Origin of the sequence: Lactobacillus kitasatonis DSM 16761 = JCM 1039 (assembly GCF_000615285.1) — a bacterium.
Taxonomy (GTDB): domain Bacteria; phylum Bacillota; class Bacilli; order Lactobacillales; family Lactobacillaceae; genus Lactobacillus; species Lactobacillus kitasatonis.
The window spans coordinates 70873-86432 of record NZ_BALU01000005.1; the positions used below are offsets into that span (position 1 = coordinate 70873).

The 15560-nt window shown below is 38.0% G+C and carries 15 protein-coding genes; 14 read left to right on the forward strand and 1 reads right to left on the reverse strand.

The features are described from left to right. The first annotated feature begins 2 nt into the window (after positions 1–2). The 3 genes from rpe to JCM1039_RS04735 all read left to right on the forward strand — a co-directional run bounded on the left by rpe (position 3) and on the right by JCM1039_RS04735 (position 1659). Positions 3–653, forward strand: a complete 651-nt coding sequence (gene rpe / locus JCM1039_RS04725) for a ribulose-phosphate 3-epimerase (RefSeq protein ID WP_025014853.1) — start codon at positions 3–5, stop codon at positions 651–653. Next, complete coding sequence (locus JCM1039_RS04730; protein ID WP_025014854.1) at positions 653–1339, forward strand: thiamine diphosphokinase; 687 nt, start codon at positions 653–655, stop codon at positions 1337–1339. The genes rpe and JCM1039_RS04730 overlap by 1 nt, the downstream gene beginning before the upstream one ends. 119 nt (positions 1340–1458) lie before the next feature. Continuing rightward, positions 1459–1659 (forward strand): hypothetical protein, encoded by a 201-nt coding sequence (locus JCM1039_RS04735; protein WP_025014855.1) that lies wholly within the window; start codon positions 1459–1461, stop codon positions 1657–1659. 99 nt (positions 1660–1758) lie between these two features. On the opposite strand, the gene rpmB is transcribed toward JCM1039_RS04735, so the two are convergent. Beyond that, positions 1759–1944, reverse strand: a complete 186-nt coding sequence (gene rpmB / locus JCM1039_RS04740; protein WP_005719372.1) for a 50S ribosomal protein L28 — start codon at positions 1942–1944, stop codon at positions 1759–1761. A 167-nt stretch (positions 1945–2111) separates the two neighbouring features. On the opposite strand from rpmB, the gene JCM1039_RS04745 reads away from it, so the two are divergent. The 11 genes from JCM1039_RS04745 to JCM1039_RS04795 all read left to right on the forward strand — a co-directional run bounded on the left by JCM1039_RS04745 (position 2112) and on the right by JCM1039_RS04795 (position 15509). Beyond that, positions 2112–2474: an Asp23/Gls24 family envelope stress response protein gene (locus JCM1039_RS04745; RefSeq protein WP_025014856.1), complete on the forward strand. Its 363-nt coding sequence runs from the start codon at positions 2112–2114 to the stop codon at positions 2472–2474. A 21-nt stretch (positions 2475–2495) separates the two neighbouring features. Beyond that, a complete protein-coding gene (gene fakA / locus JCM1039_RS04750) occupies positions 2496–4157 on the forward strand; it encodes a DAK2 domain-containing protein (RefSeq protein ID WP_025014857.1) in 1662 nt (553 codons plus the stop codon). A gap of 1 nt (position 4158) precedes the next feature. Then, complete coding sequence (gene recG, locus JCM1039_RS04755) at positions 4159–6195, forward strand: ATP-dependent DNA helicase RecG (RefSeq protein ID WP_025014858.1); 2037 nt, start codon at positions 4159–4161, stop codon at positions 6193–6195. Positions 6196–6214: 19 nt separating this feature from the next. Then, positions 6215–7216 (forward strand): phosphate acyltransferase PlsX, encoded by a 1002-nt coding sequence (gene plsX / locus JCM1039_RS04760; protein ID WP_025014859.1) that lies wholly within the window; start codon positions 6215–6217, stop codon positions 7214–7216. 33 nt (positions 7217–7249) lie between these two features. Next, positions 7250–7492 (forward strand): acyl carrier protein, encoded by a 243-nt coding sequence (locus tag JCM1039_RS04765; RefSeq protein WP_025014860.1) that lies wholly within the window; start codon positions 7250–7252, stop codon positions 7490–7492. Positions 7493–7614: 122 nt separating this feature from the next. Next, positions 7615–8643, forward strand: a complete 1029-nt coding sequence (locus JCM1039_RS04770; RefSeq protein WP_025014861.1) for an ABC transporter ATP-binding protein — start codon at positions 7615–7617, stop codon at positions 8641–8643. A gap of 3 nt (positions 8644–8646) precedes the next feature. Continuing rightward, on the forward strand, positions 8647–9633 hold the full coding sequence (locus JCM1039_RS04775) for an ATP-binding cassette domain-containing protein (protein WP_025014862.1): 987 nt from the start codon (positions 8647–8649) through the stop codon (positions 9631–9633). 2 nt (positions 9634–9635) lie between these two features. Then, positions 9636–10595, forward strand: a complete 960-nt coding sequence (gene opp4B / locus JCM1039_RS04780; protein WP_025014863.1) for an oligopeptide ABC transporter permease — start codon at positions 9636–9638, stop codon at positions 10593–10595. Between the two features lie 14 nt (positions 10596–10609). Next, positions 10610–11542 (forward strand): ABC transporter permease, encoded by a 933-nt coding sequence (locus JCM1039_RS04785; protein WP_025014864.1) that lies wholly within the window; start codon positions 10610–10612, stop codon positions 11540–11542. Between the two features lie 218 nt (positions 11543–11760). Further along, complete coding sequence (locus tag JCM1039_RS04790) at positions 11761–13530, forward strand: oligopeptide ABC transporter substrate-binding protein (RefSeq protein ID WP_025014865.1); 1770 nt, start codon at positions 11761–11763, stop codon at positions 13528–13530. Between the two features lie 206 nt (positions 13531–13736). Beyond that, entirely contained in the window at positions 13737–15509 is a 1773-nt protein-coding gene (locus tag JCM1039_RS04795; RefSeq protein WP_025014866.1) for an oligopeptide ABC transporter substrate-binding protein, read from the forward strand. Positions 15510–15560: the final 51 nt, after the last annotated feature.

A 15560-nucleotide genomic window follows, 5' to 3' on the forward strand; every position in this document is an offset into this window, starting at 1 on the left:
TAATGCTTATTGCACCATCAATTTTAAATGCAGACAATCTAAATTTAGAAACTGATATTAAAGATGCCATTGCTGCAGGAATCAGTCGTTTCCATATTGATATTATGGATGGTCATTTCGTGCCTAATCTTTCCTTTGGTCCACAATTAGTTGAAGATTTTAAGCGCGAATTTCCGATGACAGATGCAGAAATTCATTTGATGAGTGATAATCCAGATGATCTTGTGCCAGCTTTTGTCAATGCTGGTGCAGATTTGGTTGAGCTTCACTATGAAGCTATGAGTGAAAAGAAGCTTGATTACTGGCTTGATTACTTAATTTCTAATGATGTAAAAACTTCTTTAGCAATTAATCCTGACACTCCTAGTGATGTTGTAAGTAAGTTTGCATCAAAGCTTGATCAAGTATTGGTTATGACAGTTCGTCCTGGCTTTGGTGGACAAAAATTTATTACAGACTCTGCTGAGAAGATCAAGCAAGTTCGAGAAATCGTGGGACCTGATACAGCAATTGAAGTAGATGGCGGTGTTAATGATCAAACTATTAAGATAGCTAAAGATGCCGGTGCCGATATCTTTGTAGTAGGTTCATATTTATATAAAGATGGCGATATAGCTAATCAAGTACGTAAATTAGAAAAAGTCATTGAATAATGAAGGCATATGCATTATTAGGTGGACCAACTGATTTATGGCCTAAGGATATTAAAAAACAATTGCTAACTGCTAAGCAAAATGATGAATTGATCTTTGGCGTAGATCGTGGCGCACTATTTTTAAAAGAGCTGGGCATCACGCCTGATGTAGCAATTGGCGATTTTGATTCGCTACAAGCTAAAGATTTGGCGTTAATTGAAAAGAGTGTAAAAGATATTCGCTATTCTAATCCGGTTAAAGATTGGACAGACTCTGAATTAATGCTTCAAACGGTTTTTAAGGACTATCAAGCGGATAGATTAACTATCCTAGGTGCAACTGGTGGCAGAATTGATCATTCCCTGATTAATTTATTGATGCTGCTCAATCCATCAATTAATCAATTTGCTCAAAAAGTAGAATTGCTCGATCAACAAAACAGTATTGAATTTTTTAATCCAGGGATGCACGTGATTAAGAAAAAGGAAGAATATTCCTATATTGGTTTTGCTTTGCTTTCAGCAACCAAGGATTTTAATATAACTGGCGCAAGATATGATTTGAAACATTATTCAGGCAAGTACCCGCGAGTATTTTCTTCAAATGAATTTTTGCCCAATAGTGATCATTTTAAGATCTCTTTTAAGCAGGGAATGATTGCTGCAATTTATTCTAAAGATGTAGATCGCTTTCATAATCTTTAGAAAAACGTGTAAAATAGGGTAAAGAAAAAGAAACTAGGAAAAACTATGAAGTATACTGATTTTGAAATGGTCGTTATGAATCAAGACTTGATCGTGCTAAGAGAAATGTAGAAGACTACATGCACAAGAATCACGTTCATGTTTTTGATAAAAAGAAGCACAAGGAAGTTGCTACAATTAATAGTGCAGCAAGAAACGTTACTTACCAAGATTTAGGCTTGCCAACTAAGCTTGGTGAAATGATTACTGAATATGCTTATACACTAATCGATGAAAGAAACATTCCAGATGATGACAAGCATCACAACATTATGAAGTAAAAGAAAAAAGGACAGCTTTAAGCTGGCCTTTTCGTTTACTTATTTTTATGCAAAAAAATAATCTATCAGATCAAAGATCCAATAGACTCTTTTTGGTTATTAGGCACGAGTAACTTTACCAGACTTTAAAGCCTTGGTTGAAACCCAAACGCGCTTTGGCTTACCGTCAACAAGAATGCGAACTTTTTGAAGGTTTGGCTTCCAAGCACGACGAGTTGAGTTCAATGAGTGTGAACGTTTGTTACCGAATGTAGTCTTCTTACCTGTTACGTAATCTTTTGCCATTTGCTAAACCTCCTTTATTTGTGGTGTCATACTTAATTAGATTATCATATGTTTTGGAGCAATTCAACTCTAAAAGGATTTTTTTAACACGTATTTTGTTTATTGGTTAAGTAAGTACTATGATAAAATAATAAACGTATACATAGATAATGAGACGGAGGACAAACATGGCTGTTAAGATCAAGACAAAAGATGGTTTGATTGATATTTCAAACGGTGTAATTGCAACTGTTGTTGGTGGCGCAGCTACGTCTAATTATGGCGTTGTAGGAATGGCATCTAAGAATGCTATTCGCGATGGCTTTGACGGAATTCTTAACCGCGCCAACTATAAACGTGGCGTTGTCGTAAAATCAGAAAATAATGAAATTACTGTTGACGTGTACATTATTGTTGGTTATGGACTTAAGATTTCTGAAGTAAGTAAGAATGTTCAAGACAGTGTTAAATTTAACCTTTCAAATCAATTAGGAATTAACACTAAAGCCGTTAATGTAATCGTTCAAAGCGTGAAAGTACTTGACGAATAACGTAAGCGGAGGTTTTAAATAGTGGTTTTAAATGAAATAGATAGTAAGCAATTTAGAGATATGGTGCGTGTTGCCACCCACAGAATTGGCAAGAATGCTGAATTTGTTAACTCATTGAACGTGTTCCCAGTTCCAGATGGTGATACTGGTACCAACATGAACTTAACTATTGAAAGTGGTGCTAGAGCCGTTTCTGAAAATCCTAGCAGCAATGTTGGTGATTTGACTGAAAGTTTAGCTAAAGGAATGTTGATGGGTGCACGTGGTAACAGTGGTGTTATTACTTCACAATTGTTCCGTGGCTTTTACAAGGCAACTCAAGGCATGAAGACTTTGACTGCTCAAGAATTAGCTAATGCTTTTTCGAACGGTGTAGCTACTGCTTATAAGGCAGTTATGAAGCCAGTTGAAGGTACCATTTTGACAGTAGCTCGTGTTGCTGCTCAAGAAGGTGCTTCTAAGGCTAATGATACTGACGATGTTATTGAAGTAATGAAGGCTGTTGTCGAAGGTGCTAAGAAGGCCCTTAAGTCAACTCCAGATTTGCTTCCAGTATTGAAGCAAGTTGGTGTTGTTGACTCCGGTGGTCAAGGACTTTTGTTCATTTATGAAGGCTTCTTAGAAGGTCTTCTTGGTGAAAACTTTGCTGATCAATATCAACCTGATGAAAATGAAATGGACGAAATGATCAATGCAATGCACCACCAATCTTCTGTACAAAGTCAATTGGCTACTCAAGATATTAAGAATGGCTACTGTACTGAAATCATGGTCGACCTTAACGCTGATGTGCCAAACAAGAAGAAGTTTGACTTGGAAGAATTCAGAAAGCACTTATCAAGCTTAGGTGATTCACTTTTGGCTGTTTCTGATGGTGAAATTGCTAAGGTTCACGTTCACACTGAACACCCTGGTGATGTCTTTAAGTACGGCAGTCAATTTGGTCAATTAGGCAAGATCAAGATTGACAACATGCGTATTCAACACGAAAGCATTGTTGATCAAGATGAAGAACAACAAGAATCAGTAGACTTCGCTGTTATTGCCGTAGCTTCAGGTAACGGTATTAGAAAGTTGTTTGAAAGTGAAGGCGTCAACCGTATTATCTCTGGTGGTCAAACAATGAATCCATCAACTCAAGACTTCATTGATGCTATCAAGAAGTCAGGTGCTAAGAAGGCAATCGTCTTACCAAACAACGGTAATATCGTAATGGCCGCTAAGCAGGCTGCTGAAGTTAGTGATATTCCTGTAGGTATCGTACCAAGCAAGACTATTTCACAAGGTCTTACTGCAATGCTTTCATTTAACCCAGATGCTTCTGTTGATGACAACGTTGAAGCTATGTCGGAAGATCTCGATACTGTAGTTTCAGGTGAAGTAACCCAAGCTACTCGTGATACTGAAATCGATGACGTAGAAATTCATAAGAATGATTATCTTGGTATTGTTGATGGAAATATTAAAGTTGACAATCCCGATTTAATCAAGACCACTACCAAAATGATTGAAAAGATGCTCGATGACGATTCAGAAATCATCACAATCATGTACGGTCGTGACTCAAGTGAAGAAGAAGCACAAGAAGTGGTTAGCCAACTTGAAGAAAAACATGATGATCTTGAATTTGAAATTCATGATGGTGGTCAACCAGTATATCATTTCTTAGTATCAGTTGAATAAAATGATAGATAATGCATTATTTGCTCCGGTAACAGATTTAAAAGGCGTAGGGACAAAGACTGCAGCTGATCTAGGAAGCTTAGGCATTTATAGCATTTATGATTTACTCTTTTATTTTCCTTTTCGATATGACGAACTTCAAACTTTACCATTAGATCAAATCATGGATGGTCAAAAGGTAATGTTGAAAGGAATTGTGGCAACTGAGCCTTTTGTTAGTCGGTTTGGATATAAAAAGAGCAGATTAAGCTTCAAAATTAGAATTGACCATGATATTGTCATGGTCAATTTTTTTAATCAACCTTGGCTAAAAAGTAAGATTGAGATCGGGCAAGAAGTTGCAATTTATGGTAAGTATAATGTTGCTCGGCAAAGTCTTTCTGCATTTAAATTTGTGGCTGCTAAAGAAAATGATAGCGGTATGGCGCCAATTTATCCTGTTAACCGACATGTTAAGCAGAAAAAGCTGGTCAGTTTAATTAATCTGGCAATTGATAGTTTTTTAGATCAGGTTCAAGATATTGTTCCTAAAGAAATTAGAGAAAAGTATCGTTTGTTGCATGATCAAGAAATTATTCAAAAAATGCATCATCCTAAGAATGGTTGCGAAGCTGAAGTAGCTAAAAGAAGTGCAATTTTCCGTGAATTCTTTATTTTTGAATTGCAGTTAACTTTATTAGCCAATCATGATGGTAAACAGCAAGGTTATCCTAAGAAGTACGATTTAAAGGAAATTGCTAATTTGACTAAATCATTACCATTTGAACTTTCAGATGATCAAAAAAAGGTGGTAAATGAAATTTATGCAGATATGCATTCAGATGGTCAGATGAAAAGACTGCTTCAAGGTGATGTAGGTTCTGGTAAAACCGTTGTAGCCGTTTATGCAATTTTTGCGGCAATTACTGCAGGTTATCAAGCCGCTTTAATGGTGCCGACTGAAATTTTAGCTACGCAGCATTTTAAAAAGATTGATGAACTGCTGCGACCACTTGGTGTAAGAGTAGCATTGCTTACAGGTAATACTAAAACACTCGAGCGGCGCGAGATTTATCGTGAGTTGACAGATGGCACGATTAACGTTGTTATCGGTACACATGCTTTGATCCAGAAAAATGTAATTTTTAAGAAATTAGGCTTGGTTATTATCGACGAGCAACATAGATTTGGTGTTGGTCAAAGACAAGCTTTGGTTAATAAAGGTGATAATCCAGATATTTTAGCAATGACGGCGACACCAATTCCTCGAACTTTAGCTTTAACTGTTTATGGCGATATGACAGTATCTGAAATTCACCATATGCCGGCTGGTAGAAAGCCAATCATTTCTGCCTGGAAGACAAGCAGTCAGATGAAAGATGTTTATAAATTAATGCATGAGCAGCTAGATCAAGGTTTCCAGATTTATGCTGTTACGCCATTAATTACAGAATCAGAGACCTTGGACTTAAAGAATGCTGAAGAATTGCATAAAAAACTAAGTCATGATTTTCCGGATAAAAACGTAGTTCTTTTACATGGTCAAATGGCAGGAGCTAAAAAAGATGAAATTATGTCTGTCTTTGCTAGTGGCGAGATTAATATCTTAGTAACTACCAGCGTAATTGAAGTCGGGGTTGATGTAGCTAATGCTAATATGATGGTCATTTACAACGCTGATCGTTTTGGTTTAAGCCAGTTGCACCAACTTCGAGGAAGAATTGGTCGTGGCAAGACACAGAGTTACTGTGTCTTTATTGCTGATCCTAAAACAGATTCAGGTAAGGCGAGAATGAAAATTATTGCCGAAACCAAAAATGGCTTTAAGTTAGCTGAAGAAGACCTTAAAATGCGTGGTGAAGGTGATTTATTTGGTAAAGCACAGTCTGGATTGCCAGAATTTCGTGTTGGTGATGTTGTAAACAACTACAACACGCTGGTAGTGGCACAAAAAGTGGCCCGTGAGCTTGTTAAACAAGATCCAGAATTATCTAGCCCAGAACATAATTCGTTAAAGCAAGTGTTAGAATATAAACAATTAGAGCAAAATAGAATTTAAAAAGATGTGGTGAAAGTATATGAGAACAATTGCAATTGATGCAATGGGCGGTGAAAATGCCCCAAAAGCAATCGTCAAGGCTGTTTTAAAAGCTAAAGGCGAAATGCCTGACACTAAATTTTTACTATTTGGTGATAAAGAACAATTGCGTAAATTAATTCCAGCTGATCAGATTAATGATCAATTGGGCGTTGTACCTACAACTGAAGTTATTGCAGATGAGGATGAACCTGTTAAAGCTATCAGAAGAAAGAAAGATTCTTCAATGGTAGTTGCCGCAAATTATGTTAAAGAAGGGAAAGCAGATGCACTTCTTTCTTTAGGTAATACCGGTGCACTTTTATCATGTGGTATTTTTATCATCGGTCGAATTAAAGGAATTGTTCGTCCAGGTTTGATGCCAACTTTGCCAGCTCAAAATAGTGACGATGGCTTTAATATGGTTGATGTTGGTGCTAATGCTAAAAGTAAGCCAGAATATTTATTGCAATGGGCTCAAATGGCTTCTTACTATGCAGAAAAGATTCGCGGAATTGAAAATCCAAGAATCAGTCTTTTAAATAATGGTGCAGAAAGTGATAAAGGTGATGACGTTCACCAACAAGCTTATCAATTATTAAAAGACAGTTCATTGAATTTCCAAGGCAATATTGAAGGTAATGAATTATTACTTGGCAACACCGATGTAGTAGTTACTGATGGCTTTACCGGTAATGCCGTTCTTAAAAATATTGAAGGTACTTCAAGCGTGTTATTGCATCTGCTAAAAGACAGTCTCCTAAATGGTGGCGTAATGACCAAGCTAGGTGCTTTAATGGTAAAGGGATCTTTGTCTAGTCTTAGATCTAAGTTTGATACTGCTAAATATGGTGGTGCCGTATTGCTTGGCGTAAATGCGCCAGTAGTAAAGACTCATGGACGTTCAGATGAAAGACCGATTTACTACACTTTGAAGCAAGTTGATAAAATGATTAAAGAAAAACTTGTTGAAGATTTTAAAGACGAATTTGCTTCAAAATAGTAAAATGATTTATTAAAAAGGAGGATTATTTATATGTCAGAAGAAGAAATTTTTAATAAGATCAAAGATTTAATCGCTGATAATTTTGACGTTGATAAAGATAAGATTACTGAAAGTACTAGCTTTACCGACGATTTAGATGCTGATTCAATTGACTTGGTAGAATTCATTTTGCAACTTGAAGATGAATTTGGTTCAGAAATTCCTGACGATGATGCTGAAAAAATTAAAACAGTTGGGGATGCAGTCTCATATATCAAGTCACACCAAGGGTAATTCCTTAAAAAAAAAGCCGTGTCGTTATTTACATACGACCGGCTTTGTGTTTATAATTAGAAAATAAATAGAAAAGATTAAACGGCTTTTAATGAACAAAGCCATAAATGGAGGAATGACCTTTGGAAAAGCAGAGTGATCTATTATTAGATATTCAGCACCTGCATACGGCGTACCGTTTGCAAGGGAAATTCTATGATGCTGCAGATGATATTAATTTGACTTTGAAGCGTAACGAAATTTTAGCTATCGTAGGCGAATCTGGTTGCGGTAAGAGTACTATCGCTGCAAGTATTATTGGATTGTATGACCATAAAAACACCAAAGTTACAGGCGATATTCTTTACAACGAATTGAACCTAGTTGGTTTGAATGAATCATTGTTTAATAAGATTCGTGGCGACAAGATCGGTATGATCTTCCAAGACCCACTAGCCAGCTTGAATCCTTTGATGCGTGTTGGTGATCAAGTAGCTGAAACGTTATACTACCATACGGATATGAATGAAAAGGCACGTCATGCACGGGTTATTGAATTGTTTAATCAAGTAGGTATGCCTAAGCCTGAAGAAATGTACGAAATGTATCCACACGAATTATCAGGTGGTTTGCGTCAACGTGTCGTTATTGCGATGGCTATCGCATGTAAGCCTGAAATTATCATTGCTGATGAACCAACAACAGCTTTGGATGTAACTATCCAAGCTCAAATTTTGGACTTGCTTGAAGACATTCAAAAGCAATCACACTCGGGCATTATTTTGATTACACACGACTTGGGCGTTGTGGCTGAAACTGCAGATGAAGTTGCTGTTATGTACGCTGGGCAAATCGTAGAAAAATCAGATGTAAAGACGATTTTCGAAAATCCTCTTCATCCGTACACAAGATCATTGCTTAATTCAATGCCTCAATCTGATGATTCAGATGAGGACCTCCATGTTATTCATGGTACTGTGCCATCACTTAAGAATATGCCACGTGCGGGTGATAGATTTGCTGCTAGAATCCCATGGATTCCAGCAAGCGCTCATGAAGAGAATCCACAAGTACACGAAGTAGTCCCAGATCACTGGGTAAGATGTACTTGCTGGAAGACCTTCCATTTTGAAGGCGAAGACGAAACGCAAAAAGCGGCAAGTGGGGAGTAGTATATGGGCAAAGAAATAATTCAGATTAAAGACTTAAAAGTATATTACCCAATTCGTTCAGGCTTTTGGAACAGAATTACTGATTATGTTCGTGCCGTTGATGGGGTTAACTTCTCAATTGGTGAAGGTGAAACCTACGGTTTAATTGGTGAATCTGGTTCTGGTAAGTCAACGACCGGTAAGGCAATTGTTGGTGTTGAAAAAGTTACAGGTGGGCAAATCCTGTACAAGGGTTTGGACGTAACTAAGGCAAGCAACCGTAAGAGACTTGACTACAACAAGGATGTTCAAATGATCTTCCAGGATTCAATGTCAAGTTTGAACCCAAGAAAGAGAATCGAAGATATCATTGCTGAGCCAATCAGAAACTTCGAAAACTTGACTACTGATCAAGAAAGAGATCGTGTACAAGAATTGCTTGATATTGTAGGGATGCCAAGTGATGCTATTTACAAGTATCCACACGAATTCTCTGGTGGTCAGCGTCAAAGAATTGGTGTTGCACGTGCCGTTGCCACTAATCCTAAGTTGATTGTTGCCGACGAACCTACTAGTGCTTTGGACTTGTCAGTTCAAGCTCAGGTTTTGAACTTCATGAAGCACATTCAACAACAATACAACATCGCTTATTTATTCATTTCTCACGACTTGGGTGTTGTTAAGCACATGTCAGAAAACTTAGCTATTATGCACCGTGGTCGTTTGGTAGAATTGGGTAGCCGTGATGAAATTTACAAGCACCCAATTCATATTTATACTAAGCGACTTCTTTCCGCAATTCCTAAGGTAGACGTAGAACACCGTGAAGAACACAAGAAGCGCCGTGAACAAGTCGAAAGAGAATTTAAGGAAAACCAAAGCAAGTGGTATGACGAAAATGGTCGTGTTTACCCACTTCAAAAGGTAGCTCCTAACCACTGGGTAGCTTTGCCAAAAGACATGGCACAAGAAGCTAAAATTGAAGAACGAGAAGAAAAGGAGAGTGATTAAGCATGTGGAAAACAATCTTACGTCGTTTGTTAATCATGATCCCTCAATTGATCATCTTGAGTTTGCTCGTCTTCCTTTTAGCTAAGATGATGCCTGGTGACCCATTCAGCGGATCAATCAACCCTAACACTGACCCAAAGCAAATTGAAGCTTTAAGAAGAGCTGCAGGTCTTTATGATCCATGGTACGTGCAATACTGTAGATGGGTAGGTAACTTATTCCATGGTGACCTTGGTACAAGTTACATCCAACACGTTCCAGTAGTTTCATTAATTGCCGATCGTGCAAACAACACCTTCTGGTTATCACTTTTGACTACTATCTTGACTTATAGTATTGCGATTCCTTTGGGTATCACTGCTGGTCGTCACCAAGATGAATGGCAAGATACTGGTGTTCAAATCTTTAACTACATTACTTTGGCAACGCCAGGGTTCGTATTCTATATCTTAGGATTATGGCTCTTCGGCTTTACTTTAGGTTGGTTCCCAATCTCAGGTTCAGTCTCAGCTAACGCGTCAGGATTCTTGGGTGTGCTTGGCAGTAGACTTTACCACATGATTTTGCCAGCAATCTTGTATGCTTTGATTACTACTACTGGTATTGTTCAGTACTTGAGAACTGGTATCGTTGACAACAAGGTTGAAGACTACGTCAGAACAGCCCGCAGTAAAGGTGTTCCTGAAAATGTCGTTTTCCATAAGCACATTTTGAGAAACTCATTATTGCCAATCGCTGCCTTCCTTGGTAATACTATTACTGGTCTTCTTAGTGGTTCAATGATTATTGAAAGTGTCTTCAGTTATCCTGGTATGGGTAAGTTGTTCCTTGACTCAATCAGTCAACGTGACTACACCACTTTAACTGCTTTGATTCTTATCTTCGGTATTTTGACTTTAATTGGTAACTTATTGTCAGATATCATTATGAGTATTATTGACCCACGTATTAGAATTCAATAGGGAGGAGAGAAGAAATGGCTGATAAGAAGAAAAATACTGCTACAAAGAAAGCAAGTAAAAAAGACGCTACACCAAAGGCTACTCTCCCACCTTCTGGATTCAAGGTGGCTGTACGTGAAATTTTACGTTCTAAGTCTGCTTTAACAGCGTTGATTATCATTATTTTAATTTTGTTATTCACTTTTGGTGGTTCACTGTTCTTGAATAGAGCACAAATTACTGAAATGAATATCGTTGACGCATATTACGGTTGGGGCCAAGGTGGTCACCTTCTTGGTACTGATGATGGTGGTCGTGACATTTTGAAGCTACTCATCATGGGTGGTCGTAACTCAATCATGATCGGTATCTCTGTTACTGTAATTACTGAAATTGTTGGTTTGGTAGTCGGATTAGTTTCTGGTTACTACGGTGGTGTAGTTGATGTCATCATCATGAGAATAGTTGACTTCATCCAAATTTTGCCACAAATGCCAATTATCATTGTTTTGACTACAGTTATTCCTAACTACAACGCTGTAACTTTGGTATTCTTGATCGCGATGTTCGGATGGACGTGGGCGGCACGTTATTACCGTTCATTCATTCTGTCACAACGTGATCGTGACTACGTTTTGGCATCAAAGACTTCAGGTTCATCTAACTTACAAATCATGTTCCGTGAAGTTTTGCCAAACATTACTTCAATGATTATCATCGACGTTGTTTTAACTATTGCTGGTAACATTGGTATTGAAACTAGTTTGTCTTTCTTGGGCTATGGGTTGCCAACCACTACACCATCACTTGGTACTTTGATTGGATTTGCTGATGACCCAGTTAACGTTATTAACCGTCCATGGTTATGGCTTCCAGCTACTATCTTGCTTTTGGTAATTTCCTTAAGTATTAACTACGTTGGTCGTGCTCTTCAACGTGCTGGTGACGCAAGACAACGTGAAAATTAATAATTTAATAAATATATTAAAACAGCTCTATCGCTTGATAGAGCTGTTTTTGTGCCTGCATAATAATAAAGTTATGCAATTCTAATAAAATAAAAATTAAAATTAATTTCATAAAACTATTGAAAAACTAATATAACGTGGTATTATTTAACTATCAACTTGATTCAAAGATTATTAATAAAAATCATAAAAGATGTCCTAGATGGAGGAATAATTATATGAAATTAGCAAAGATTTTAGGTTCTGTTGGAGTAGTTTCCGCGGCCGCATTAGCATTAGCTGCTTGTGGTCAAAGCGGTAACAGTAATAACCAAGGAGCAAAGGATGCTAAGAAGTTTCCAGATTCAACTCCTAAGAAAGCTACCAAGCAAGGTGGTACCGTTTCTGTAGCATTGGAAACTGATACTCCATTTACTGGAATCTTTTCAGATGAATTATCAACTTCCGCAATTGACTCAAGTGTAGCTGCACCTGGTGAAGAATCATTATTCGATACTGATGATCATTACAGAATTAACAATAAAGGTGCCGCAACTATGAAACTTGACCGTAAGGCCAAGACAGTAACCATCACTGTTAAGAAGGGTGTTAAGTGGTCAGACGGTAAGCAAGTAAATGCTAAAGACCTTGAATATCCATACGAAATCTTGGCAAACAAGAAGACTCAAGCACAACGTTACGATTCAACTCTTGAATCAATTCAAGGTATGAAAGAATACCACGAAGGCAAGGCTAAGACTATTTCTGGTATTGAAATGCCAGATGGTGAAAATGGTCGTACTATTGTAATTCACTACAAACAAATGAGACCAGGTATGTACTTCTCAGGTAACGGCTACTTCTGGGAATCAGCTGCACCATACCACTACTTAAAGAATGTTCCATTTAACAAGCTTCAATCATGTGACCAAATCAGAAAGAAGCCATTATACTTTGGTCCATTTAAGCTTGATAAGCTTGTTCGTGGTCAATCAGTAACTTGGGTACCAAACAAGTACTACTGGAGAGGTAAACCAAAGTTAAACAAGGTTGTAATCCAAGTAGTTAACCCTAACTCAGCTTCACAAGCTATTAAGAGTCACAAGTTCGATATCACTGGCGTAATTAATTCACAATGGGATCAAGTTAAGAACACCAAGGGTGTTAATTGGGTTGCTCAAGTTCCATTGGCATACAGCTACGTTGGTTTTAAGATGGGTAAATGGGACGCTAAGACTGGCAAGAATGTCATGGATAAGAACTCCAAGGTTGCCAACAAGTCATTGCGACAAGCTATTGGTTACGCAATGAACATTGATGCCGTTAACAAGCGTTACACCCAAGGCTTGAGCTTCAGAGTTAATACTTTAATTCCTTCAGGCTTCGGTGCATACCACGACAGCAGCATCAAGGGCTACAACTACAACTTGAAGAAAGCTAACCAATTATTGGACAAGGCTGGCTACAAGAAGAAGGGTAAGTGGCGTGTACAACCTAACGGTAAGCCATTAGTACTTCACTTTGCTACTATGTCAGGTTCACCAAACGCTGAAGCTATTGCTCAAAACTACTTACAACAATGGCACAAGATCGGTTTGAACGTTAAGCTTACTGGTGGTCGTTTGATGGAATTCAACTCATTCTACGACAAGGTTCAACACGATTCTAAGGATATCGACTTCTTCCAAGCAGGTTGGAGCTTAGCTTCTGAACCATCACAAGGAAGCATGTACGGTGAAACTTCACCAATGAACTACGAACGTTTCGTAACTCCAGAAAACAACAAGTTGCTTGCTGAAATGGACTCAGAGAAGTCATTTAACACTAAGTACCGCGTAAAGGTCTTCCACCAATGGCAAAAGTACATGTACGATGAAGCCTTTGTAATCCCAACCAGCAACTCATACAGTATCAATGCTGTAAACAACAAGATCACCGGTTACTCAACTAAGCCATCACAAAACAACAACGGGCACCAATTATGGTACCAAGTAGGTTACGCTAAGTAATTAGGCACACTAGTAAAAATCTCCAAAATTCTAAACAATAAATAATCCTTTACATAAACTTTCATATTAAAAATCTAATAACTAACATAAAAAAGCGACAGATATCTTAAAAAAGATACCTGCCGTTTTCATGCTGTTGTAACTTTTTTGTAATAGTGATATTATGGATAAGTCAACTTGTTCCAAGTTATGGAGGATTTTTACTAATGAAAAAGGCAAAAGTTTTTGCTGGCATTACACTTTTATCAGGTGTTGCCCTTACACTAGCAGCTTGTGGTAAGCCATCTAATCAAAACGCTAACGAAGCTTCAACTGCTGCTAAGTTTAGTTCAGTTGTACCAACCAAGGCTGCTAAGAATGGTGGTACTGTAAAGGTTGCTGTTGAAACTGATACCCCATTCACAGGTATTTTTAATGATGAACTTTCAACTTCAGCAACTGATACCGAAGTTATGCAATATGGTGCTGAATCACTTTTCTCAACTGATGATCATTATGTCTTCACTAATAAGGGTGCAGCTACCATTAAGATTGACCAAAAGGCCAAGACTGCAACTATCAACATTAAGAAGGGCGTTAAGTGGTCAGATGGTAAGCAAGTAACTGCTAAGGACTACGAATACGCTTACGAAATTATTGCTAACAAGGATTCTAAGTCACAACGTTACACTGCAAGCTTAGCTGACTTGGTAGGTTTGAAAGAATACCACGAAGGTAAGGCAAGCACTATTTCTGGTCTTGAAATGCCAGATGGTGAAAATGGTCGTAAGGTTGTTCTTCACTTTAAGACTATGAAGCCAGGCATGAACACTAGTGGTAACGGCTACATCTGGGAAGCTGCAGCACCTTACCACTACTTAAAGGACGTTAAATTCTCAGACTTAATGTCAAGCGACAAGATCCGTAAGAGGCCTTTGTTCTTTGGTCCATACAAGCTTCAAAAACTTGTTCGTGGTCAATCAGCTACTTGGGTACCAAACGAGTACTACTACAAGGGCAAGCCAAAGCTTAGCAAGATTACCGCTACTGTAATCAACCCTAACTCAGTTGCTCAAAGTATTAAGTCACACAAGTTTGACGTTATCCAAGTTATCAACTCACAATGGCCAAACGTTAAGAATACTAAGGGCGTTAACTTCATTGCTACTGTTCCACTTTCATATTCATACCTTGGCTTTAAGGTGGGTAAGTGGGACGCTAAGAAGGGCGAAAACGTAATGAACCCTAAGTCTAAGATGAACAACAAGGCTCTTCGTCAAGCCATTGGTTACGGTATGAACGTTAACCAAGTTGCTAAGCGTTACTCATACGGCTTAAGCTTTAGAATTCCTACTTTGATTCCTAAGCAATTCGGTGACTACTTCGACAAGGATGTTAAGGGATACTCATACAACATTAAGAAGGGTAACGAAATCTTGGACAAGGCTGGATACAAGAAGAAGGGTACTTACCGTGTACAACCTAACGGTAAGCCTTTGACTATTCATCTTGCAGCTATGAGTGGTAATGCTAACCAAGAACCAATTATCCAAAACTACATCCAACAATGGAAGAAGGAAGGTTTGAATGTTAAGCTTACTGGCGGTCGTTTAATTGAATTTAACTCATTCTACGACAAGGTTCAAAACGATGACCCATCAGTTGATATGTTCATGGGTGCATGGTCACTTTCAAGTGAACCATCACCAAACGACCTTTACAGTCAAACAGCTTCAATGAACTACTCACGTTTCGTAACTAAGAAGAACACTCAACTTCTTGATGAAATGGACTCACAAAAGGCCTTCAACCACCAATACAGAATTGATAAATTCCACGAATGGCAAAAGTACATGGATGACGAAGCTTACGTTCTTCCTGTATCAAACAGCTACACTATTACTGCAGTTAACAAGAAACTTACTGGCTACTCACTTAAGCCATCAGCTTCAATGGGTAACGGTTTCCCTAACTGGTACAATATAGCTTACGCTAAGTAATAGAAAATAATTAAGCTTAAAAGACTACTTCATTTTTTTGAAGTAGTCTTT